Below are 21,700 nucleotides of genomic sequence, written 5' to 3'. Positions count from 1 at the left end.
TCGGTGCAGACGCTACGCCGGGTGGCCGACCTCCGCCACGCGACGGCCACGCTCGGTGACGGTCGGGGTGGGGGAGGCTCGGCGTGGGGGTCAGCGGGTCCGGTACTCGCCGTGGCGGTCGGCGAACAGGTCCGCCTGTGCCTCGCTCGGCAGGTTGCCCATCGACACGAGATGCGGGGCGTGTGCCAGCGCCGCCGTCCGCGTCGCCTCCTTCGCCGCCCACAGTGCCCGGACCGTCCCCTGCACGGCCTCGGTCGGGTACGACGCGATGACGTCCGCGCACCGCACGGCGGCGGCCAGGGCCTCACCGTGCGTGGTCAGCTCGCTGACCAGCCCCATCTCGTACGCCCGCCGCGCGGAGACCCGCTCGGTCGTACCCATCAGCGCCATCCGGGCGACCTCCCCGACCGGCATCCGCTGTGCCAGGAGGATGGACTCGTACGCGCTGACCATGCCGTACGTCGTGTGCGGATCGAAGAACGTGGCCGTCTCGTCGGCGATCACGAAGTCCGCCTCGCCGATCAGATAGAAGGCCCCGCCGCAGGCCATCCCGTTCACGGCGGCGATGACCGGCTTCCACAGGTCGCACGCCTTCGGGCCGATGGCGATCAGCGGATCGTCCACCATGTAGGGGGAGTTGGGCTGCGGGACGTCCGCGCCGCGGTCGAGACCCGTGCAGAAGGCCCGTCCGCCCGCGCCCGTGAGCACGATCGCCCGCACGGAGTCGTCGAATCTGAACTCCCGCCAGACGGACGTCAATTCGGCCGCTGTGTCCAGGTCGATGGCGTTGAGTTTCTTCGGGCGGTCGAGGGTGACGACCGCGACGCCGGTGTCCTTGTCGGTGGAGAGGTGAAGGGTCATGGGCGTTCCAGTACCCAGCGGGGCAGCCCCTCGCCGTCTGTGAAGACCACCTGTACCTTCGCCCCGATTCTGATTCGCTCCTGGGCTACGGAGTTGAGCGGTGCCTCCGGGGCGCTGACCAGGTTGCCTACGAGCCGGATGCGGGGGGCGTCTGTCAATTCGACGACGATCACGTTGTACGGGGACTGCGCCGCGTAGTCGGGCAGGAGAGGGGGATGAGGGATCACGTACGACCAGACGCGGCCCTTGCCGGTCATCCTGCGCCACTCGCTGTCGAAGGAGTGGCAGTGCGGGCAGCAGGGGCGGGGCGGGAAGCGGAGTTCGCCGCAGTCGGGCTCGGCGCAGGCCTGGACGCGCAGCTCGCCCCGGGCGGCGTACTCCCAGAAGGGGGCGCCGTCGTCGTCCACGACAGGTGTCAGCATGTCGGCCCTTCGGATACTTGGTCGGGTGGATGCTCGGGCGGTCAGGTTCTCAGGAGGAGGGCTGACGTCGGTACGCCCTCGCCCGCTGTCACCAGGCAGGTGGCCGCGTTCGGGACTTGTGCGGTGCTTGTGCCCCGGAGCTGCTTCACGCCCTCGTTGATGAGGTTGAAGCCGTGGACGTACGCCTCCGAGAGGCCCCCGCCGCTCGTGTTCAGCGGCAGCCGTCCGCCGATCTCCAGGGCGCCGCCCTCCGTGAACGCGCCGCCCTCGCCCCGGCCGCAGAAGCCGTAGCCCTCCAGGGAGAGAGGGATCAGAGGGGTGAACGCGTCGTAGATCTGGGCGACGTCCACGTCCTCGGGGGTGAAGTCCGCGTGTTTCCAGAGATGGCGGGCGGCTGCCCAGGCGGGGCCCGTCAGCGGGTCGTCGTTCCAGTAGTTGACCATGCCGTGGTGCTGGGCGGGCAGGCCCTGGGCGGCGGAGTGGACGTACACGGGCCGGCGGCGGCAGTCGCGGGCCCGTTCGGCGGAGACCACCACGCAGGCCAACGCGCCGTCTGTCTCAAGGCAGTTGTCGAAGAGGCAGAGAGGCTCGCTGATCCACCGCGAGGTCATATACATGTCCCGGGTCAGCGGGCGCTCGTACATCATCGCCGCGGGGTTCTGGTTGGCCCGGTTGCGGCAGGCGAGGGCGACGTTGAAGAGATGGTCGCGGGTCGCCCCGTACTCGTGCAGATAACGGCGGGTGAGCATGGCTATCTCGTCGGCCGGGCGGAGAAGGCCGAAAGGGCGCGTCCACTGGGCGGGGGTGGGGAGTTGGACGGCCGTGTTCTTCCACGGGCGCGGTCCGCTGCCGCGCTTGCGTGAGCGCCAGGCGACCCCGACCGTCGCCTGCCCGGTGGCCACCGCGGCGGCCAGATGCGCGACGGTGGCGCACGAACCGCCGCCCCCGTAGCCGACCTTGCTGAAGAAGGTGAGGTCGCCGAAGCCGACGGCCTTCGCCACCTCCACCTCGTCGGTCTCCTCCATCGTGTAGGAGGCGAGCGCGTCCACCTCGGCCGGGGAGATCCCGGCGTCGTCGAGAGCGGCGAGGATCGCCCGGCAGGCCAACGCCTTCTCGCTCTCGGGGAGTTGCTTGGCGAAGGCGGTCTGCCCGATCCCTACGACGGCCGTGGCGTCCTTGAGTCCTGCCCCTGTCATGGGCGCACCTCCACCGTGGTCCACGAATGCTGACAGGGCGTCAGGCTACAGCTAATCTGACGGGTAGTCAGCTAGTGGGTGTCGACCGTGGGGAGGCTCGCCGTGCGCGGTGACATGGAGTGGGGCACCATTCCCGGGCTGGTGCGGGGGGCGGCCGAGCGGTACGCCGATGTGGAGGCCGTCGTCGAGGGCCGCACCCGTGTCTCGTACGCGGAGTTGGGCGCCCGGGTGGAACGCGCGGCGGCGGCCTGCGTCGCGAACGGCGTCGAACCCGGTGACCGCGTGGCCATCTGGGCGCCCAACACCCTGGACTGGATCGTCTCCTCGCTGGGCGCGGTGTCGGCCGGCGCGGTCCTCGTCCCGCTCAACACCCGCTTCAAGGGCACGGAGGCGGCGTACATCCTCTCCCGGAGCCGGGCGAAACTGCTGTTCGTGACGGGGACGTTCCTGGGGACCTCGTACGTGGCTTCGCTGCGGCGGGCGGCCGGGGACGGACTGGATTCCGCGGGTCGAGGGTCGGGTTCCGTGGGTCCGCTCGCCGGGCTTCCGGATCTCGAACAGGTGGTGGTCCTCTCGGACGACGCCCCCGCCGACTTCCGCACCTGGAAGGACTTCCTGGCCAGCGGGGACGGCGTGGACGCGGCGGACGTACGGGCCAGGGCCTCGGCGGTCGAGTCGTCCTCCCCCTCGGACATCGTCTACACCTCGGGCACGACGGGCCGCCCCAAGGGTGCGGTGATCACCCACGCGCAGACACTGCGGGCCTACGAGGTGTGGAGCGATCTCGCGGGCCTCCGCGAGGGCGACCGCTATCTGATCGTGAACCCCTTCTTCCACACCTTCGGCTACAAGGCCGGTGTCATCGCCTGTCTGATGCGGGGCGCGACGATGATCCCGCAGCCGGTGTTCAACGTGGACACGGTCCTCGCGAACGTGGCCTCGGAGCGGATCTCCGTCCTGCCCGGCCCGCCCACCCTCCACCAGTCGCTCCTGGACCACCCGGGCCGTGACGCGTACGACCTCACGCCCCTGCGTCTGGTGGTGACGGGCGCCGCGGTGGTGCCGTTGCGCCTGGTGGAGCGGTTGCGGGAGGAACTCGGGGTGGGGACCGTGCTGACCGCCTACGGCCTCTCCGAGGCGAGCGGGATCGTCTCGATGTGCCGACGCGGGGACGAGCCCGGCGTGATCGCGTCGACGTCCGGCCGTGCGATCCCGGGCACGGAGGTGCGGGTGGTGGACGCGGCCGGCGCCTCCGTCGCTCCCGGCTCCCAGGGCGAGGTCCTGGTCCGCGGCTTCAACGTCATGGGCGGCTACTACGAGGACGCCCGGGCCACCTCCGAGGTCCTCACCCCCGACGGCTGGCTCCGCACCGGCGACATCGGCGTCCTGGACCCGGCCGGCAACCTCCGCATCACCGACCGCCTCAAGGACATGTTCATCGTCGGCGGCTTCAACGCGTACCCGGCGGAGATAGAGCAACTCCTCGGCCTGCACCCGGACGTGGCCGACGTGGCGGTCATCGGCGTACCGGACTCGCGGCTGGGCGAGGTCGGCAGGGCGTACGTCGTGCGGCGGCCGGAAGCCGTGGCGACCGCGGACGACCTCATCGCCTGGGCCCGACGGGAGATGGCGAACTACAAGGTGCCCAGGACGGTGGAGTTCGTGGGCGAACTCCCGAGGAACGCCAGCGGCAAGGTGGTCAAGGGTGAGCTGCGGGGCCGCTGAGCGGCACTGAGGGCTGGTCCGGTCGGGAGTACGGGCAGACGCGCGGCCGGATCGTCCCGGCCGCGCGTCTGCCCGTACTCCTGGTTCCGTCGTCCTGCCTATTCGCGGGCGGACAGCGCATGGGCGGGTGCCGTGCGCAGTGCCTGTCGGGTGGGGAGTTCGACCGTGACGAAGGCCGTGCAGATCACGGTCAGCGCGACCGCGGGGAGCAGCCACACCGGGCCCGAAGGCCACGGCCTGTCCAGGAAGCCGATGCCGAGCAGCGCGAGGGGGATCGCGGAGAGCAGCAGGCCGGTGGTGAGGGCGGCGGCCCCGATCACCGCGGCCTCGCGGCGCATCATCGAGAGGATCTGGCGCGGAGTGGTGCCGTTGAGGCGGAGCGTGGCGATCTCGCCCTGCCGCTGGGCGGTGGTGGCGACGAGCTTGTTGGCGATGCTGAGGAGGAGGTAGCCGAGGAGTACGACGATGAGGGCCAGGTTGATCCAGACCTCTGGCGGCGCGTCGCTCAGGCCGACGTCCGATCCGGTGTCGGTGGGCTCAAGGGCCAGGCCGGGGCGGGTCGTGGCGAGGGCGGTGAGAGCCTGCTGGGCCGCGTCGGTGCCGTCGGTGCGGACCAGGACGCTCTGGTCGAGGCCCGCGGTGGTGTGGCCCGCGGCGAGGTCGTGGGAGAGGGCGATCGGGCCGAAGCCGAGGCCGCGGTCGTAGACGGCGACGACCTTGGGGCTGACCCGGGTGCCGTCCCCGAGGACCAGGGTGATGCGGCTGCCGAGTCCCGAGCCGGGGGAGCGGGCGACCTCGGTGCTGACGGCGACCGTGTCGCCGGTGAGCTCGGCCAGGCTGCCGTTCCGTACGCCGAGGTCGAGGACGCCCGACGCGGCCGGGGTCAGGATCATCGCCGAGCCGGATTCGACGACCGGGTCACCGAACTGCTTGTACTCCCGGATCACGGTGGTGTCGCTGACCGGGGCCGCCGCCTCGACGCCCGAGGTCCTGGTGACGGCGGCGAGGGTGCCGGCGGGCAGACCACCGAGGCCCGGCGCGGTCAGGCGCTGCTGGGCGAGGGTGCCGGTGCGGGTGTCCTGTGCGGTGGCGCTCATGACGGTCGTCTGGGCCAGGGTGTAGGTCAGGACGAACACGACCGCCATGGCCAGGGCACTGACGACCCCCGAGAGCCGCAGCGCGTATCCGCGGATGTTGGACACGGCGAGCCAGGTCGGTGCCGAGACCCCGGGCCGCAGCCGCCGGCCCGCCGCGTCGCCGATGCCCCGGACCAGCGCGGGTCCCGCCAGGGCCAGACCGATCGCGCCGATGATGCCGGCCATGGAGGTGGCCGTGGCGCCGAGGACCGTACGGCTCAGCAGCGGTACGACCGACAGCGTGGTGGCGGCGACGATCAGCAGCAGCCCGAACCGGGCCCGCATCCTCGACGGCGTGCGGGGTTCGCTGCGGGACTCGGCGACCGCCTCGGTGGCCGGCATGCGCGAGGTGCGCCACGCGGCGCTGCGGGCCGACACCTGCACGGCGAGACCGAGCAGCAGCACGGTGGCGAGCGCGGGCAGCGGACTGAACGTGAGCGGCAGGGCCTCCGGGATCACTCCGCGGTCGACGAGCATCCGGCGGAACTGCCCGGCCAGCAGATAGCCGAGGCCGACTCCGGGCACGACCGCGACCGCGGCGATGATGGAGGCCTGTCCGGCCGCAAGTCGCCTGATCTGCCTGGGAGTTGCGCCGACGGCCCGCATCAGGGCCAGATCGCGGCGCTGGCCGCCGACCGACACGGCCAGCGCGCTCGCCAGCACGAATCCGATGATCAGCATGATGACCCCGGCCAGCGAACTGGCCAGCAGGATCAGCAGGGAGCGGGCGGCGCCCGCGCCGGGGGAGGCGATGTCACCGCGCTCGGAGCCGGTGGAGACGATCAGGTCGGCGGGGGCGGGGGCAGAGGTGGTGGCGTCGGTGCCGACGCCGGTGTCCGTGTCCTTGGCGGTGTCCTTGATCTTTTCGCGGGCCGCTGCGGCCACCGAGTTCTCGGCGCCGGGCTCGGTGCGCAGGGCGACCAGGTCCACGGTTCCGGCGCGCTCTCCGTCGGCGCGGCCGGACAGCCGTACGGCCGTCGGGTCGGCGAAGAGGATTCCGGCGTCCGGTGCGTCGACCAGCGCGGTGACGCGGTACGTGGCTGCGGCCCGGCCCGCCACGACGACCTCGACCCTGTCGCCCGCCCGGACTCCCGCGGCTCCGGCCGTCGCGCTGTCGAGGGCGACCTCGCCGGTGCCGGCCGGAGCGGATCCGTCGACCTTCCCGTCCACGAGCAGCTTCGTCGAGGACCAGCCGTGCCCGGCCGTCCGCGGGTCCTCGGTCGGTACGACCCGACCGTCGGCGTCGACGAGGGCGGCGGGGAAGCCGATGTCGCCGACCGCCGCGGTGACGCCGGGCAGTTGGGCCAGCTCGTCGACCAGCTCGGCCGGGACCCTGCCGCGCTCCGGGAGAGCGATCGGCAGGTCGGGGCCCGAACTGAAGCTCTGTTCGGTGGAGACCACGACCGCCGCGCCCGCGAGTCGCCCGGCCGGCAGCTGGGAGCGGAACCCGGACTCGGCCATCACTCCGGTGCCGGTGATCAGGGCCGCTCCGCCGAGGACCGCGCACGCCACCGCCAGCAGGGCGGTGATCCGGTGTCCGGCCATCCGGACCGCGAGATGCAGCATGGTTCTAGACCTCTCCGAGCTTGACGAGACGGTCGGCCAGTTCGGGGGCGGTGGGCTGGTACAGGCGCTCGACCACCCGGCCGTCGGCCATCACCACGGCGTGGTGCGCCTGGGCGGCGGCGGCCGGGTCGTGGGTGACCATCACCACCGTCTGACGCAGCTCGTCGACGAGTTCGCGCAGCAGGCCCAGCACCTCGTGGGCGCTGCGCAGATCCAGTGCGCCGGTCGGCTCGTCGGCGAACACGACGGCCGGCTTGGCCACCAACGCCCGTACGATCGCGGCCCGTTGCTGCTGGCCGCCGGAGAGCTCGGCGGGCCGGTGCGACAGCCGGTCGGCGAGACCGACCCGCTCGACCAGCGCCCGCAGCCACTCCCGGTCGGGGGCCCGCCCCGCCAGGCGCAGCGGCAGCGTGATGTTGTCGGCGATGCTGAGGGCGGGGACCAGGTTGTAGGACTGGAACACGAACCCGATGTGCTCGCGGCGCAGTTCGGTGCGGCGGGTCTCGTTCAGCCCGGCGATCTCCTGGCCGCCGATGCGGATGCTCCCCGAGGTCGGGGAGTCAAGACCGGCGGCGCAGTGCATCAGGGTGCTCTTGCCGGACCCCGAGGGCCCCATCACGGCGAGGAACGTGCCGTGCTCCACGGCCAGCGACACGTCGTCGAGGGCGTGGACGCCCCCCGCGTACGTCTTGCTGACGTTCGCCAGCTCGATGGCGGGAGCGGTCCGGGCCACCATCGGGTGGCCGGCTCCCGCGTGGGCGCCGCTCATCGCCGGCCCCGCAGGTGGCGGGTGACGAGCGCGGTCACGCACAGCGCGGTGACGACGCCGCAGGCGAGGTGGAGCTGGGTGGAGGCGGCGCCGTAGGAGGCCACCATGTTGCCGACGGTGCTGATGACCAGCACCAGCCAGAGCACCGTACGCACGATGTCGGCCCGCTGCACGCCGGGCCCCCTCTCGTCCGGGGTCTCGGTGCCGATGGTGAGGCGGTAGGGGTCCGTGGCCGTCATCGTTGTTCTCTCCGAACTCGTCGCGTTCCGGGGGACCTTGACCGGTCCCGCTGTCATGCACCGAAGCTACGGATCAGCACCCTGCGCGGCCGAGCCCGCCAGCAGCCCGACTCGGGGTACAGCAGGCTGTACCTCTAGGCTCCTGACCGAGCCCCCCGGCTCGCTCCCGACCGAGCCCCGGGCTTGTGGGCCGTCAGAACCGCACGACCGTAGAAGGCCGTTGGCGAAGGTGTGAAGGCAAGAAGGAAGGGAGGGGGCGGAATGTCGACCTCCACGACCCGGCACGGTGAGCCGGCCGACGCGGGCCGGCCCGGGATCAGGGCAAGCGCGATCCGGACCGCCGAGGCCGCCGGCGGCGCGCTCGGACAGCTCATCGGCGGGCTCGGGACCGCGATGCTCGCGCTGGCCGTACTGGTCTGGCTGGCCGTCGCCGCCGTGACGTCCGTCGTGGGCGTCGGGCTGCTCATGGCCCCCGCAGCGCTGCGCGTCCTGCACTCCCTCGCCGACCGTGAACGCCACCGGCTCGCCCGGTGGGGTCCCGAGATCATCGCGCCCGACCCGGGCCCGACCCGGTTGCGGCTCGCCCTCGTCGACCCGACCACCCGGCGGGAGCTGCGCTGGCTGTCACGGCACGGCACGCTCGGGCTGCTGCTCGGCCTGATCGCGCTGCTGCTGCCGCTGATGGCCGTACGCGACGCGCTGTTCCCGCTGTACTGGCGCCTGATGCCGGAGGGCTCGACCAGTACGTCCGTGGGCCTCGGCCATGCCCAGGGCTGGGCCGACGCCCTGGGCGTGACTCTGCTGGGGCTCGGCTGGATCGCGATCATCCTGGGCCTCACCCCGGCCATGGCACGGCTCCAGGCGCGCCCGGGACGCGCCTTCCTCGCGGCCGGACCCGACACCGACCTGTCCCTGCGCGTCGCGGAACTCACCGCCACCAGGGCGGCCGCCCTGGACGCCCACGCCACCGAACTGCGCCGTATCGAGCGCTCGTTGCACGACGGCACCCAGAACCGGCTCGTCACCGTCACCGTGCTGCTCGGCGCGGCCCGCCGCATGGTGGCCCGCGATCCGGCGGGCGCCGACGAACTCCTCGAACGCGCCCAGAGCGCCGCCGAGCAGGCCCTCGCCGAACTGCGCTCGGTCGCCCGGGGCATCCTGCCGCCCGTACTGGCCGACCGCGGCCTCGAAGGTGCGCTCACCGGACTCGCCGCGAGCTGCCCGGTGCCCTGCCGGATCGACGTCGAGGCGCCCGAGCGGTGCGCCGCTTCCGTTGAGGCCAGCGCCTACTTCGTGGTCGCCGAGACGCTGACCAACATCGCCAAGCACAGCGGTGCGAAGAGCGCCACCGTCACGGTCCGCAGCCGTGGCGGCCGGCTGCGACTGGACATCACCGACGACGGCCGCGGCGGCGCCGACGAGGCGGGCGGCTCCGGGCTCACCGGCATCCGCCGCCGCATCGCGGCCCACGACGGCACCCTCGACCTGGCCAGCCCGCCCGGCGGCCCGACGACTCTCAAGGTGGACCTGCCATGCGGATTGTGATCGCCGAGGACGACGCGTTGCTGCGGGAGGGGCTCGCGCTGCTGCTGCGCGCCGAGGGCCTCGACGTGGTGGCCACCGCCGGAACCGCCGACGGCATCCTGGACGCCATCGACACCCACAAGCCCGACGTCGCCATCCTTGACGTACGGATGCCGCCGACGCATACCGACGAGGGGATCGTGGCGGCCGTCGAGGCCCGGCGGCGCAGGCCCGATCTCGCGGTCCTCGTCCTGTCGGCTTACGTCGAGCAGTCCTTCGCCACGGAGCTGCTCGTCGGCGGGGTCACCGGGCTCGGCTACCTGCTCAAGGAACGGGTCGGCCGGGTCGAGGAGTTCCTCGACGCGCTCAACCGGGTGGCCGGCGGGGGCACGGCCATCGACCCGGAGGTCGTGGCGCAGCTCTTCACACGCAGCCGCCAGGACACCCGCCTGGAGCGGCTCAGCCCGCGCGAGCGCGACGTGCTCGGGCTGATGGCCGAGGGGCTGGGCAACGGCGCCATCGCCGAGCGGCTCGTCGTCACGGACGGCGCCGTCCACAAACACATCCGCAGCATCTTCGCCAAGCTCGACCTGTCGCCCGCCGACCAGGTGGACCGGCGGGTCGCGGCGGTCCTGCGCTACCTCGACGACGCACGCCGACGCACCTGACGTACAGTCACTGACCTTTGATGTGGGCGGAGTTGGCCGAGGTCAGGGCGGCTTCTGTACAGCAGGCACTACCGCCGAGGGGGAGTGGGCACCCGTACCGAACGGCCAGGCTGCCGGATCGTGACGCGGGGCCGGAATTCCTAGGTTGGTGATCACACCGCAACGGCGGTACGACGACCGACCCGCAAGGAGCCCGCCCGCATGAAGACGAAGCTCACGTCCCGCATTGTGGCCACGACACTGGTGACCGCCCTGGCCGGTATCGGCCTGACCCTGCCCGCGGCGGGCGCGACGGGGCAGGCGGCGAAGCCGGCGCACGACAGGACGCTCAACAAGACGTACGGCAAGGCGCACGACAAGGCGCTGCAGGCCGGCGTGGACGCGATCCTGAAGACCGGGACCGTGGGGGTCGTGGCCCAGTCGACGGGGCCGCGGGGCTCGCGGTACGCCACCGCGGGGGTGGCCGACAAGGCCACCGGCGCGGCCGCGCGCTCCGGCGACCGGTTCCGGATGGCCAGCGCGAGCAAGACGTTCGTCGCCACGGTCGTACTCCAACTCGTGGGCGAGGGACGTCTGTCGCTGGACGACACGGTCGAGCACTGGCTGCCGGGAGTGGTGTCCGGCAACGGCAACGACGGCAGCGCGATCACCGTGCGGCAGCTGCTCCAGCACACCAGCGGACTGTTCAACTACACCGCGGACCTCCCCGTGCTGGCCAGCGTGGACGACTACCAGGCGGGCCGCTACACGACCTGGACCCCCGAGCAGCTGGTCGGCATCGCGATGGGGCACGCCCCGGACTTCGAGCCCGGCGCCAAGTGGGCGTACTCCAACACCAATTACATCCTCGCCGGAATGATCATCCAGAAGGTCACCGGGCACAGCTGGGAGCAGCAGGTCACCAAGCGCATCATCCGCCCGCTGGGCCTGCGCGACACCTCCGCACCGACGACCGACTCCCGTATCCCCGGCCGCCACCTGCACGGCTACTCCGACTTCGGGAAGACCGGGCCGACGATCGACACCACCGGGTTCAACCCGTCCGCGGCCGGCGCGGCCGGCGCCATGATCGGTACGACGGCCGACCTGACCCGCTTCTACCAGGCGCTCCTGGGCGGCAAGTTGCTGCGCCCGGCGCAGCTCGCGGAGATGAAGACGACCGTACGGGCCGCCGACCTCGACCCCGTGTGGCCCGGTGCGCGCTACGGCCTGGGCCTGCTGAAGGTCCCGCTGACCTGCGGCGGCTCCTACTACAGCCACGCGGGCGACTTCCCCGGCTACACCACGCGCAACGGCGTCAGCCCCGACGGCCGCCGGGCCGTGGTCCTGCACGCGACCGGCGACGGCGCCTCCGACCTGTCCACCGAGCAGGCCCAGAACGACCTGATCGACGGCGAACTCTGCGCCTGAGACCGGGTTGCCCCGGCCGCGACGACCCACCCTCCGGGGTCGTCGCGGCCTTGAACCGGTTCAAGGCGATGGGGGCCGAGCCCGCCCAGGTCGGCCCCCATCGGGTCTTCTACGGTGCCGAGTCGGCCGGTGTGGTCACGGAGGCGGGCGAGTTCGGCGCGGGTGCAGGCATGGAGTTGTCGGCCAGGGCCGGGCTCGCGGAGACCGCGGCTGCGGTGAGTATCAGGGCGATCGTGGTGAGGATCTTCTTGGCTCGGGTCATGCCGGCTCCTGTGGGAGAGGGGACTTCCGGACATCAAGGGACGCTGGCGACAGGCGGGATGTTCGTTCGACGGCATCGAACGGTTCGGGCCGCCTGTTGGCCCGTACCCGTGCCGGTGCCCGGACAGACCTCGGCCGCGGTGGCTCCCCCTCCGCGCCACCGCGGCCGATCCCCGTCGGGATGAAGGTCTTTACTTGCTGCCGTCGAGGTCCAGCGCCGGCGGGGAGGGCATGCCGTTGTCCATCGTCCGGATGTCGGCCGGCTCACTGGGCATACCGTTGTCGAGCGGGGTGACCTCGGGGTCCTTGACCGGCGGCGCGGGCATCCCGTTGTCCTGCGTGGTGGCGTCCGAGCCCTTCGCGGGCGGCGTCGGCATCCCGTTGTCGAGCGGAGTCACGACCGGGTCCTTGGCGGGCGGCGTGGGCATGCCGTTGTCCTGCGTGGTGAGGTCCGTTTCCTTCTTCGTCTCGCTCATGGGCCTGAATCCCTCCGTTGTGGTGACGAGTAAGGAACGCCCGCCCAGAAACTCCCCCGAGGGTCGCTGGACGGGCGTTCGGAGCCGCACATTAGCCGTTGGGCTCCTGGTCAGACCGTCTGCCCCCCGACGCGACGGTGTGACACGTACGAGAGTGCCGGGCGGAGATAAACGAATGCTGAACGTCCGCTACTGCCCGGTCGCCGGCACGCCGTTCACGCCGCGGTGGCGGGTGTGAGCAGCGCGCGTACCTCCTCGGCCTGCGCCGCACCGCCGTGCTGTTCGTAGAGGTTGAGCGCCTCGCGCCAGCAGACCCTGGCCCGGTCCACCTGCCCCAGCATGGTGAGGGCCCGGCCCAGCAGCGTCAGCACGGTGCCCTGCATCCGGTCGCCGCCGATGCAGCCGAGCGCGAGGGCCTGCTCGGCGTGCTGGGCCGCCTGCGCGGGGCGGCGGGCGGCCAGGTGCACCTCGGCGATCCGGAAGTTGGTCGTCCCCTCCCACAGCCGCTGCCGGTGGCTGCCGAAGACGGACAGGGCGTCGGAGAACTGGCTGAGGGCCTCGGTGTGACGGCCGGCCCTCGTCAGGGCGATGCCCAGGGTGAAATGACCGTTGGCGAGGCGCAGGGTCTGACCGATCTCCAGGTATGCCGCGAGGGCGCGCTGTGCGATCTCCACCGCCATGGCGATGTTCCCCATGCCCAGGTGCGCCCGCGACAGGTTGCACAGGCTGAGCGCTTCGAGGGGCCGGTTGCCGATCGTGGCGTACCCCTCGATCGCGCGCTCGAAGAACGGCTTGCCGTCCGCGTACTGCTCCTGGTGCATGAGGGTGAGCCCGCGGTCGTTGGCCGCCCAGCTCATGGCCATGGCGTCCTCGGCGGAGGCGGCGAGGTCCATGGCGAGCTGCGCCTGCTCGGCGGCCTGCTGGATACGGCCGGAGACCAGAAGGACATTGGTGAAGGTCGTCCGCGCTCTGCCCTCCGCACGCGCGTCCCCCGCGATTCGCGTGGCGTCGCACATCGCCCGCGCGGTCGTCTCGTACTGGTGGGAGTTGGCCCCGGACTCGGTGAGGTCCTTGGCGGCCCACAGCAGATCCACCGCCCGTCGCAACCGGTCGGTGTCCGCCGACTGCCGCACGCAGGCCAGCAGCGGCGAGGCCTCGTTGTAGAGCCAGTCGAGGGCGGCGCTGCCGTCGGTGAACCGCAGCCCCGGGTACTCCGTGGGCTCCAGGTGATCCACCAGCCGGTCCCCCGGCCGTTCGATCGCGTAGACCCCGGCGGCCGTGGCCAGGTAGAAGTCGAGCATCCGCGACATCGCGGCCGCCCGCTCGCTCGGTGGCTGTTCGTCCCGTTCCGCGCAGGCACGCGCGTAGAGCCGGACCAGGTCGTGGTAGCGGTAGCGGCCGGGCGCGGCCGATTCCAGGAGTGAGGTGTCGACGAGGGATTCGAGGAGGTCCTCGGTCGCCTCGACGGGCAGATCGAGCATCGCCGCGGCCGCGGCCAGGGAGATGTCCGGGCCGTCCGCCAGTCCGAGCAGCCGGAACGCGCGGGCCTGGGCCGGCTCCAGCTGTCCGTAGCCGAGCTCGAAGGTTGCCTTGACGGCCAGGTCGCCCGCCTGGAGTTCGTCCAGCCGGCGTCGTTCGTCGGCGAGCTTCGCGGCGAGGACCGAGACGGTCCACGTACGCCGGGCCGCCAGGCGGGAGGCGGCGATCCTGATGGCGAGCGGCAGGAAGCCGCACGCCGCCACCACGTCGAGCGCCGACTCGCGCTCCGAGGCCACCCGCTCCTCGCCCACGATCTTCGTGAAGAGCTGGAGCGCCTCCTCCGGCGACATCACATCGAGGTCGACGAGATGGGCCCCGGCCAGGTCGACCATCCGCATCCGCGACGTCACCAGCGCCGCGCACCCCTCCATGCCGGGCAGCAGGGGCCGTACCTGGGCCGCGTCCCGTGCGTTGTCCAGCAGCACCAGGATCCGGCGGCCGTCCAGGGTCGAGCGGTACAGGGCCGCCCGCTCCTCCAGGGAGTCCGGTATCGCCGCGTCGGCCGTGCCCAGGGCGCGCAGGAAGGCGCCGAGGACCGTCTCGGGCGCGACCGCCCGCGAGCCCGCTCCCTGGAGGTCCACGTACAACTGCCCGTCCGGGAAGGCGCTCCGGGCCCGGTGCGCGACATGGACGGCCAGCGTCGTCTTGCCCACGCCGCCGATACCGGCCAGCGCCGATACCGCCATCACCTGGCCCTCGGCCGCCGACGCCGCCGCCAGTACCTCGCTCAGCTCGGTCACGAAGGACGACCGGCCGGTGAAGTCCGAGACGGTGGCGGGGAGTTGGGCGGGCCGAACCGGCGCGGCCGCGGTCTCGGGAGCCAGCGGGGCCGAGGGTTCCGCGAGCCTCGGGTCCGCCTGAAGGATGCGCTGCTGCAGTTCCTGCAGACCGGGCCGCGGGTCCACGCCCAGCTCGTCGGCCAGCAGCCGGCGGGTGTCCGCGTAGGCGGCCAGGGCCTCCGCCTGCCGGCCCGAGCGGTACAGCGCCAGCATCAGCAGCTCCCGCAGCCGTTCCCGCAGGGGATGGGCCGCCGTGAGCGCCGTGAGTTCGGAGATCGCCTCCGCGTGGCAGCCCTGTTCCAGGTCCATGTCCAGTCGGGACTCGACGAGTTGGAGCCGCCACTCCTCCAGGCGGGCGCGCTGGGTCTCCGCGTACGGGCCGGGAACGCTCGCCAGGACCTCCCCGTCCCACAGGCTCAGCGCCTTGTTCAGCAGGGCGCGCGCATGGCACAGATCCCCGGTCGTCTTCGCCTTCTCCGCGTCGGCCGCCAGCTCCTGGGCCAGCGCGAGGTCCAGCGAGGCACCCACGCCGGACTCGTCGGTGAGCCGGACGGCGTACCCGCCCGACTCACTCACCAGCACCCCCGGCGAAAGAACCTTCCGCAACCGCGAGGCATACGTACGAACCGCCGCCAGCGCCTGTGAAGGCGGATCCTCGCCCCACAGCGCGTCGATCAGTTCGCCCGCCGTCGCCGTGCGGCCCTCGCGGAGCAGCAGGGCCGCCAGCAGGGCACGTTGCTGGGGGGACCCGGTGGGCAAGGAATCCGCCCCACGCCAGGCGCGCACCGGGCCGAGCACGCTGAAGCGGAGCGCCGCCGAATCATCGGGACGCCACTGCTCCGGTACTCGCGGTACACCGTCCATCGCTGCCCCCTGCCGAAACGTCATGACAACCAGGCCAGTTTGCCTTGTTCATGGCGGATGCGTCAGCCGTGGGAGATACCGATCACAGGCCGCCGTGCCGAGTGGCGCAAGCCCTCACAGGGCCCACACCCCCTCCTCGCAACCCCGTGACGAGGTTCCCGCATTCCAGAGAGCCGCCGCACGATAGCTGACGGGCCGTCAGATCGGCGCTACCGTAAAACCCATGGAGACCTTCCCGAAGATCATCTCGGTGGACGACCACACGGTGGAGCCCCCCAACGTCTGGCGGGACCGGCTTCCGTCGCAGTACCGGGACCGGGGCCCGCGCATCGTCCGCGCCCCGCTCAAGGAAATGACCTTCCTGGGCGGCAAGTTCGCCCCGGTCATGGGCAACCCCGGGGACGACGGCCCGATCGGCGACTGGTGGGTCTACGAGGACCTGCACCGCCCCCTCACCCGTCTCGACACCGCCGTCGGCTACGACAGGGACGAGATCAAACTCGAAGTCATCACGTACGAGCAGATGCGCCCGGGTTCGTACGACGTCCCGCAGCGGCTGGCCGACATGGACGTCAACCACGTCCAGTCCGCCCTCTGTTTCCCCACCTTCCCCCGTTTCTGCGGCCAGACGTTCACCGAGGCCAAGGACCGGGAACTGGGACTCCTCTCGGTGCGCGCCTACAACGACTGGATGGTCGACGAGTGGTGCGGCCCCGACGCCCGGGGCCGGCTGATACCGCTCACCCTCATACCTCTGTGGGACGCGGAACTCGCCGCGCAGGAGGTGCGGCGCAACGCCTCCCGCGGAGTACGGGCCGTCGCCTTCTCCGAGATACCTCCGCACCTCGGACTGCCCTCCGTTCATACGGACGAGTGGGATCCGTTCCTCGCCGCCTGCGACGAGACCGGCACGGTCATCGCCATGCACATCGGGTCGAGCAGCCGGATGCCCTCCACCTCCGCCGACGCCCCGCCTGCCGTCGGCTCCACCATCACCTTCGCCAACTGCTGCTTCTCGATGGTGGACTGGCTGATGAGCGGCAAGTTCGAGCGCTTCCCGAACCTCAAGGTCATGTACGCCGAGGGCCAGATCGGCTGGATCCCGTACATCCTCGAACGCGCGGACGTCGTGTGGGAGGAGAACCGCGGCTGGGGCGGCGTCGCCGACAAGGTCCACCGCCCGCCGTCCGAACTCTTCACCGAGCACGTCTACGGCTGCTTCTTCGACGACGCCTTCGGGCTGAAGAACCTCGACGCCATCGGTGTGGGGAACGTGCTGTACGAGACCGACTACCCCCACTCCGACTCCACTTGGCCCAAGTCGCGCGAGGTCGGCGAGGCACAGATGGGCCACCTGGACGCGGACGTCGTCGACCGGATCGTACGGCGCAACGCGATCGAGCTCCTCGGGCTGACCGACGACGGGCTGTGGGCCGGACCGGGCGGTGCCAGTTGAGCACCCCTCCCGGCAACGCGTCCTCCGGCAACACAACTTCCGGCAGTACGGCGTTCAGCTACGGGATCCAGCTTCCCGTCCAGTCCCAGAGCACCCTCTACGCGGAGGCCTGGGAGGCGGACGCGGGTCCCGCCGACCTCGTCGAGATCGCCCGCACCGCCGACCGCTCAGGCTTCGACTACATCGCGAGCTGCGACCACGTCGCCATACCGCGCCGCCTCGCGTCCGCGATGAGCACGGTCTGGTACGACCCGGTCGCCACCCTCGCCTTCCTGGCCGGAGTCACCGAGCGCATACGGCTGTTGAGCCATGTCGCGGTCGTCGGGCTGCGGCACCCGCTGCTCACCGCCAAGCAGTACGCGACCCTCGACCACCTGAGCGGCGGGCGCCTGATCCTCGGGGTCGGCGCCGGACACGTACAGGAGGAGTTCGAGGTGCTCGGGGTGGACTTCGAGCGGCGCGGGGCCGTGCTCGACGAGTGTGTCGACGCGCTGCGGGCCGCGCTCGGGCCCGATGAATTTCCCACCCACCACGGGAAGTTGTACGACTTCGAAGGGCTCGGGCAGCGGCCCAGGCCCGCGCAGGAACGGGTGCCCGTCTGGGTCGGCGGGTCCTCGCCCGCCGCCGTCCGGCGGGCCGCGGTCAAGGGGGACGGGTGGCTCCCGCAGGGGGACCCGCGGGAGCGGCTGCCCGAGCAGATCGCCCGTGTCCGACGGCTGAGGGAGGAGGCCGGGGTCGTCGAGCCCCTCACCGTCGGCGCCATCACCGAGCCGCTGTACGTGGGGGAGCCGGAGTGGAGCGTGGGCCGCCGCACTCTCGCCGGGGCTCCCGAGGCGCTCGCCGAGTCGCTGCGCGCGTACCGGGCTATGGGGGTGCACCAGATCCAGGTACGGTTCCGCAGCCGGAGCCGCACCGAACTCACCGACCAGATGGCCGCGTTCGGCGCCGAGGTCGCCCCGTTGTTGTAGGCCGCCCCCGGGGAACCTGTCTGACAGCCAGACAGTTCTTTATTGAAACTTCGAACAACTTCCGCCCGCGCCGCGTATGCAAGGACGTCATGGCTACGGCGGAAGGACACGCGAAGTGCGATCCCCCCGGCACGTCCGAACTTCCACGCACAGCGCACAGCACGGCACGCAGCACAGCGCACAGCACGGCTCCGAGCACGTCGGCACCACCGCTCCGGCGGGTTCCTCCAGCAAGCTGTCCGTCGCCCTGGCCTGCGCCGACGGCGACTGGCCGCACGAGGACTGGCCGGCCCCGGACGATCCGTACGTCGGCCGGGTGCTGTCCTTGTCGCCGCCCTACCGCGCGCTCCGGGAAGGTCCGTCGGAGGGCTCGGTGGACGTCGTCGTTCTCCGGTGCGAGGACCCGTCGACCGCCTTCGCGGGGCTGTTGAAGGCCATGGGCGCGATGAGCGCCCCGGTGATCGTCCTCAGCCCCCGGCGGGACACCGAGACGGTGGTCGAGGTGTTCCGGGGCGGCGCGGGCTATCTGGTCGAGGGCGAGTACTGCACCCACATGCTGTCCTCGGCGGTGATGGCCGCCACGGTCGGCCACACCTACCTCTCGCCGACCGCGTGCGCCGCCCTGCGCGACGCGGCCCGGCGGATGCCGGGCGGCGGGGAGGCGACGGAGCGGATGCGCGCCCTGCTCTCGCCCCGGGAACGGGAGATCATGGAACTGCTCTCGACCGGGCTCGGCGCGCAGGAGATCGGTCTGAGACTGGGGCTGAGTGGGAAGACCGTGCGCAACAACCTCAGCAACATCTACGCCAAGCTGGACGCCCGCGGCGGCACGGACGCGGTGCTGCGGTGGCTCGGGGCCCCGTACAGCGACAGCCTGGGCGCCCTGGGGTCGACCGCGCACTGAGGGGCGGGCGGCACGGAAGGTGTCCGTCGCCTCACGGCACGGAGAAGCCCCCGCGTGATGCGCGGGGGCCGTTCGTGCCTTGTTGCCGTTGCTCTTGCCGTACTTCACCGGCGGTCGCTCCCGATTACGGCGGGTGCTTCCGCTGTACGGCTGTCGCTCCCGTCTACGGCGCCGGGATCTCGGACAGCGGGATCTCGACGTCCGAGACGTTCGTGCCGCCCTCCTCGAAGCCGGGTTCCGTGCGGATGCTGTTCGACGAGTTCTGGATTCCGCTCGCCTCGGGAGTCCCGCACTTCACGTTGCGCAGCCAGAGGCGGCCGTCGGGGGTGCCGTTCTTCAGCAGCTGCGGATAGAAGACGTGCACGCTCGTGCCGCCCTCGCTGGGGGAGAAGAACACCTTCTGGCCGTTCTGCTCCTCCTTGTACGTGGCCTTGAGGAACCCGCTCACATCGGTGCGCTTCTCGGACCACATGAAGAACCCGAGATGGTCGGCCTTCACGGTGTCGGTCCTGGAGAAGTCGAATCCGGTTCCCGTGTCGTCACGCTTGATGCTGAATTCCGTCGTGTTGAACTTGGCGCCGATCTCGAAGAACGAGTTGCCCAGCTTCGAGTCCGCGGCGGCGGTGAACCCGTCCTCGAGGGTGATGGACCTCGTCACCGAGGCAGACACGCTGAAGTCCTTCGTGGCGGCGGTCGTGGATCCACAGTTGTCCGTCACGGTGGAGACGCGCTTGTTCGCGCCCAGGCTGTTCCGCTTCACCTGGACGTCGACGAATTCACAGTTGTCCAGTTTCGCGGAGTCCTCCGCGCAGTCCTTGGACACCTCGGAGGGGGTGGCGGCACCCGCCTGGTTCATCAGCGGAACGGCCACCGCGGCGGCGACCACCGGGGCCAGCATGAGGGCGATGCGCTTCTTCTTGCTCCGGTGATGTCCCTTGCGGCCGGTGCGTGTCATGGTGCGTCTCCTTGGGGGAATTGTGGGGGAGGGTGCGTCGGGTGTGTCGGGTTCGGGTGGGCCGGTGAGGGGGCCTGTCCCAGCCGTCCGTCAGCAGTCCGTCAGGACGGGCTTGGCCACACCGTCCGCGATTCCGGGGGCGCCGGCGGCTCCCGCCAGGACGACGGGTCCCTCGATGACCTCGGGCGCCACGAAGTTCTGCTCGGGGCTGGGATTGACGGCGAAGCTCCCCGGATCGGCGTCGATCCGCACGCGCCATTCGCCCGTCATGCGCTGCATCTTCGGCGTGAACTCCATGTGCAGGACCTTGCCGACCGGGACTTCCCTCGTCTCCGTGTCGCCCGCGGTCACCGACCTGACGGTCAGGTCGGTCGTTCCCTTGTGCTTGAGCCAGGACCCGCTCAGAAAGCCGAAGAGGCCTCCGCCGGCGCCCTGTTGTGTCGAGGTGTACTTGCCCTCGCCCTGGCCGACGGTCGCCTTCCAGGTGATGCTGACCTTCGCCGGGTCGGTGGCGTTCGGCTCGCAGTTCGGGAAGTCGATCGAGGCCTTTTCCTTGGGGCCGTCGAAGGTCTCGAAATTCGTCTCTGCGAAATCGCAGTTGTCGGCCTGGAAGCCGTCCGCGAAGGCGCCCCCGAAATCGCGCACCGACCGTTGTTTGCCGCTGACGACCGCGGACCTCTCGCACATCGTCATGATCTGCTCGGGTGTCTTCTCCTCCGCCGCGTTCGCCGAGGGCAGCAGGGTGACGACCGCCGCGCCGGTGGCGAGCGCGGACCCAATGGCGACGAGCCGGATCTTCTTGTTCTTCAAGGCCCTCTTGGCCATGACTTGCTCCGTCCTTGGGGGCTTCTTTGCCTTGCCGAGAAAGGATTATTGGTCCGCGCCGACAGGCCCGACAGAGTCAAATGTCCCTACCGGCCGGTTACTTGACGTGTGCATTGCGACACACCCCGAAACCCCCACGCACGCCCGGGGCCTGCTCGGCGCTCGCCATCGACCCCTTGCCTGACGATCCGTCAGATACGACCATGGGCATGCCTGTCACTTGTGTGACGGTGTGTCAGAAGTGGTCCACGCGTCCGCGTCTCCGAAGGAGAAACCCATGGGCAAGCTCGACGGGCGGGTCGTACTCGTCACCGGCGCCGCACGAGGCCAGGGCGAGCAGGAGGCGCGGCTCTTCGCGGCCGAGGGCGCCCGGGTCGTCGTCGCGGACGTGCTCGACGACCCGGGGGAGAAGCTGGCCAAGGAACTGGGCGCGCTCTACGTCCACCTCGACGTGAGCCGGGAGGAGGACTGGACGTCCGCGGTGGCCGCCGCGAAGGAGGCGTACGGGAAGGTCGACGGGCTCGTCAACAACGCGGGCATCCTGCGGTTCAACTCGCTGGTCGACACGCCCCTCGACGAGTTCATGCAGGTCGTGCAGGTGAACCAGGTCGGTGTCTTCCTCGGTATCAAGACCCTCGCCCCCGAGATCGAGGCGGCCGGCGGCGGGACCGTCGTCAACACCGCCTCGTACACCGGGGTGACCGGCATGGCGTACGTCGGCGCGTACAGCGCGACCAAGCACGCGATAGTCGGCCTCACGCGTGTGGCCGCGCTGGAGCTGGCGCCCAAGGGCGTCCGTGTCAACGCCGTCTGTCCGGGCGCCATCGACACCGCGATGAGCAACCCGGCACTGCTGGATCCGACGGCGGACGTCGAGGCGTCCTCGGCCGGTGTCGAACGGCTCTACCGCAAGCTCGTGCCGATGGGCCGGATCGGGAAGCCCGAGGAGGTGGCCAGGCTCGCCCTCTTCCTCTCCTCGGAGGACTCCTCGTACATCACCGGGCAGCCGTTCGTGATCGACGGGGGCTGGCTGGCGGGTGTGAGCGTCATGTGACGGTCCATCAGGTATTGACGCCTCGCGGGCGCGGTGCAACAGTCGGCGGCAGATGAATCTGACGGTGCGTCAGGTTCGGCAGGGTGACGGACAGGGGACGGTG

At 71.2% G+C, this 21,700-nt stretch carries 19 protein-coding genes; 8 read left to right on the top strand and 11 right to left on the bottom strand.

From position 1 onward, the window contains the following. Positions 1-90: 90 nt before the first annotated feature. The 3 genes from JEQ17_RS20460 to JEQ17_RS20450 are packed head-to-tail and all read right to left on the bottom strand — an operon-like array spanning position 91 to position 2,479. Positions 91-861 carry an enoyl-CoA hydratase/isomerase family protein gene (locus JEQ17_RS20460; protein ID WP_200396583.1) on the bottom strand — a complete coding sequence of 257 codons (771 nt, stop codon included), beginning with the start codon at positions 859-861 and terminating at the stop codon, positions 91-93. Next, positions 858-1,283: a Zn-ribbon domain-containing OB-fold protein gene (locus JEQ17_RS20455; protein ID WP_200396582.1), complete on the bottom strand. Its 426-nt coding sequence runs from the start codon at positions 1,281-1,283 to the stop codon at positions 858-860. Before JEQ17_RS20455 ends, JEQ17_RS20460 begins: the two co-directional genes overlap by 4 nt. Before the next feature lie 41 nt (positions 1,284-1,324). Continuing rightward, entirely contained in the window at positions 1,325-2,479 is a 1,155-nt protein-coding gene (locus JEQ17_RS20450) for a lipid-transfer protein (protein WP_200396581.1), read from the bottom strand. Positions 2,480-2,581: 102 nt separating this feature from the next. Between JEQ17_RS20450 and JEQ17_RS20445 the strand changes: the two genes are divergently transcribed. Next, complete coding sequence (locus JEQ17_RS20445) at positions 2,582-4,204, top strand: FadD3 family acyl-CoA ligase (RefSeq protein WP_325176273.1); 1,623 nt, start codon at positions 2,582-2,584, stop codon at positions 4,202-4,204. Positions 4,205-4,302: 98 nt separating this feature from the next. On the opposite strand, the gene JEQ17_RS20440 is transcribed toward JEQ17_RS20445, so the two are convergent. The 3 genes from JEQ17_RS20440 to JEQ17_RS20430 are packed head-to-tail and all read right to left on the bottom strand — an operon-like array spanning position 4,303 to position 7,971. Beyond that, positions 4,303-6,906, bottom strand: a complete 2,604-nt coding sequence (locus JEQ17_RS20440) for an FtsX-like permease family protein (RefSeq protein WP_200396580.1) — start codon at positions 6,904-6,906, stop codon at positions 4,303-4,305. Between the two features lie 4 nt (positions 6,907-6,910). Further along, on the bottom strand, positions 6,911-7,675 hold the full coding sequence (locus JEQ17_RS20435) for an ABC transporter ATP-binding protein (protein WP_407700068.1): 765 nt from the start codon (positions 7,673-7,675) through the stop codon (positions 6,911-6,913). Further along, positions 7,672-7,971: a hypothetical protein gene (locus JEQ17_RS20430; protein WP_200402116.1), complete on the bottom strand. Its 300-nt coding sequence runs from the start codon at positions 7,969-7,971 to the stop codon at positions 7,672-7,674. The genes JEQ17_RS20435 and JEQ17_RS20430 overlap by 4 nt, the downstream gene beginning before the upstream one ends. Before the next feature lie 204 nt (positions 7,972-8,175). Between JEQ17_RS20430 and JEQ17_RS20425 the strand changes: the two genes are divergently transcribed. From JEQ17_RS20425 to JEQ17_RS20415, 3 genes are all read left to right on the top strand, one after another. Continuing rightward, complete coding sequence (locus JEQ17_RS20425) at positions 8,176-9,459, top strand: sensor histidine kinase (RefSeq protein WP_200396579.1); 1,284 nt, start codon at positions 8,176-8,178, stop codon at positions 9,457-9,459. Continuing rightward, positions 9,447-10,106 carry a response regulator transcription factor gene (locus JEQ17_RS20420; RefSeq protein ID WP_200396578.1) on the top strand — a complete coding sequence of 220 codons (660 nt, stop codon included), beginning with the start codon at positions 9,447-9,449 and terminating at the stop codon, positions 10,104-10,106. The genes JEQ17_RS20425 and JEQ17_RS20420 overlap by 13 nt, the downstream gene beginning before the upstream one ends. A 201-nt stretch (positions 10,107-10,307) precedes the next feature. Then, positions 10,308-11,516, top strand: a complete 1,209-nt coding sequence (locus tag JEQ17_RS20415; protein WP_200396577.1) for a serine hydrolase domain-containing protein — start codon at positions 10,308-10,310, stop codon at positions 11,514-11,516. 109 nt (positions 11,517-11,625) lie between these two features. On the opposite strand, the gene JEQ17_RS20410 is transcribed toward JEQ17_RS20415, so the two are convergent. The 3 genes from JEQ17_RS20410 to JEQ17_RS20400 form a co-directional block, all read right to left on the bottom strand. Continuing rightward, positions 11,626-11,778, bottom strand: a complete 153-nt coding sequence (locus JEQ17_RS20410; protein ID WP_200396576.1) for a hypothetical protein — start codon at positions 11,776-11,778, stop codon at positions 11,626-11,628. Positions 11,779-11,968: 190 nt separating this feature from the next. Beyond that, the gene (locus JEQ17_RS20405) at positions 11,969-12,253 is read right to left on the bottom strand and encodes a hypothetical protein (protein WP_234048289.1); all 285 of its coding nucleotides are present in this window, start codon (positions 12,251-12,253) and stop codon (positions 11,969-11,971) included. Positions 12,254-12,468: 215 nt separating this feature from the next. Beyond that, positions 12,469-15,435 carry an AfsR/SARP family transcriptional regulator gene (locus JEQ17_RS20400; protein ID WP_200396575.1) on the bottom strand — a complete coding sequence of 989 codons (2,967 nt, stop codon included), beginning with the start codon at positions 15,433-15,435 and terminating at the stop codon, positions 12,469-12,471. 223 nt (positions 15,436-15,658) lie between these two features. On the opposite strand from JEQ17_RS20400, the gene JEQ17_RS20395 reads away from it, so the two are divergent. The 3 genes from JEQ17_RS20395 to JEQ17_RS20385 all read left to right on the top strand — a co-directional run bounded on the left by JEQ17_RS20395 (position 15,659) and on the right by JEQ17_RS20385 (position 18,763). Then, the gene (locus JEQ17_RS20395) at positions 15,659-16,891 is read left to right on the top strand and encodes an amidohydrolase family protein (protein WP_200396574.1); all 1,233 of its coding nucleotides are present in this window, start codon (positions 15,659-15,661) and stop codon (positions 16,889-16,891) included. Positions 16,892-16,956: 65 nt separating this feature from the next. Beyond that, a complete protein-coding gene (locus JEQ17_RS20390) occupies positions 16,957-17,859 on the top strand; it encodes an LLM class F420-dependent oxidoreductase (RefSeq protein ID WP_200401610.1) in 903 nt (300 codons plus the stop codon). Positions 17,860-17,974: 115 nt separating this feature from the next. Further along, complete coding sequence (locus tag JEQ17_RS20385) at positions 17,975-18,763, top strand: response regulator transcription factor (RefSeq protein ID WP_407700067.1); 789 nt, start codon at positions 17,975-17,977, stop codon at positions 18,761-18,763. Between the two features lie 163 nt (positions 18,764-18,926). Here JEQ17_RS20385 and JEQ17_RS20380 read toward each other — a convergent pair whose 3' ends face one another. Together JEQ17_RS20380 and JEQ17_RS20375 are read right to left on the bottom strand one after the other, a co-directional pair. Continuing rightward, entirely contained in the window at positions 18,927-19,718 is a 792-nt protein-coding gene (locus JEQ17_RS20380; protein ID WP_200396572.1) for a hypothetical protein, read from the bottom strand. A gap of 90 nt (positions 19,719-19,808) precedes the next feature. After that, the gene (locus JEQ17_RS20375; protein WP_200396571.1) at positions 19,809-20,543 is read right to left on the bottom strand and encodes a hypothetical protein; all 735 of its coding nucleotides are present in this window, start codon (positions 20,541-20,543) and stop codon (positions 19,809-19,811) included. A gap of 277 nt (positions 20,544-20,820) precedes the next feature. On the opposite strand from JEQ17_RS20375, the gene JEQ17_RS20370 reads away from it, so the two are divergent. Next, entirely contained in the window at positions 20,821-21,597 is a 777-nt protein-coding gene (locus tag JEQ17_RS20370; RefSeq protein WP_200396570.1) for an SDR family NAD(P)-dependent oxidoreductase, read from the top strand. Positions 21,598-21,700 lie beyond the last annotated feature (103 nt).

Origin of the sequence: Streptomyces liliifuscus, from assembly GCF_016598615.1 — a bacterium.
In the GTDB taxonomy this organism is placed as follows: Bacteria; Actinomycetota; Actinomycetes; order Streptomycetales; family Streptomycetaceae; genus Streptomyces; species Streptomyces liliifuscus.
This window is presented reverse-complemented; position numbering and strand designations above follow the sequence as displayed.

Coding starts and splice junctions, on each gene's coding strand:
- JEQ17_RS20460 (WP_200396583.1), bottom strand. CDS start 861: ATGACCCTTCACCTCTCCACCGACAAGGACACCGGCGTCGCGGTCGTC.
- JEQ17_RS20455 (WP_200396582.1), bottom strand. CDS start 1,283: ATGCTGACACCTGTCGTGGACGACGACGGCGCCCCCTTCTGGGAGTAC.
- JEQ17_RS20450 (WP_200396581.1), bottom strand. CDS start 2,479: ATGACAGGGGCAGGACTCAAGGACGCCACGGCCGTCGTAGGGATCGGG.
- JEQ17_RS20440 (WP_200396580.1), bottom strand. CDS start 6,906: ATGCTGCATCTCGCGGTCCGGATGGCCGGACACCGGATCACCGCCCTG.
- JEQ17_RS20435 (WP_407700068.1), bottom strand. CDS start 7,675: ATGAGCGGCGCCCACGCGGGAGCCGGCCACCCGATGGTGGCCCGGACC.
- JEQ17_RS20430 (WP_200402116.1), bottom strand. CDS start 7,971: ATGACAGCGGGACCGGTCAAGGTCCCCCGGAACGCGACGAGTTCGGAG.
- JEQ17_RS20425 (WP_200396579.1), top strand. CDS start 8,176: ATGTCGACCTCCACGACCCGGCACGGTGAGCCGGCCGACGCGGGCCGG.
- JEQ17_RS20420 (WP_200396578.1), top strand. CDS start 9,447: ATGCGGATTGTGATCGCCGAGGACGACGCGTTGCTGCGGGAGGGGCTC.
- JEQ17_RS20415 (WP_200396577.1), top strand. CDS start 10,308: ATGAAGACGAAGCTCACGTCCCGCATTGTGGCCACGACACTGGTGACC.
- JEQ17_RS20410 (WP_200396576.1), bottom strand. CDS start 11,778: ATGACCCGAGCCAAGAAGATCCTCACCACGATCGCCCTGATACTCACC.
- JEQ17_RS20405 (WP_234048289.1), bottom strand. CDS start 12,253: ATGAGCGAGACGAAGAAGGAAACGGACCTCACCACGCAGGACAACGGC.
- JEQ17_RS20400 (WP_200396575.1), bottom strand. CDS start 15,435: ATGGACGGTGTACCGCGAGTACCGGAGCAGTGGCGTCCCGATGATTCG.
- JEQ17_RS20395 (WP_200396574.1), top strand. CDS start 15,659: ATGGAGACCTTCCCGAAGATCATCTCGGTGGACGACCACACGGTGGAG.
- JEQ17_RS20380 (WP_200396572.1), bottom strand. CDS start 19,718: ATGACACGCACCGGCCGCAAGGGACATCACCGGAGCAAGAAGAAGCGC.
- JEQ17_RS20375 (WP_200396571.1), bottom strand. CDS start 20,543: ATGGCCAAGAGGGCCTTGAAGAACAAGAAGATCCGGCTCGTCGCCATT.
- JEQ17_RS20370 (WP_200396570.1), top strand. CDS start 20,821: ATGGGCAAGCTCGACGGGCGGGTCGTACTCGTCACCGGCGCCGCACGA.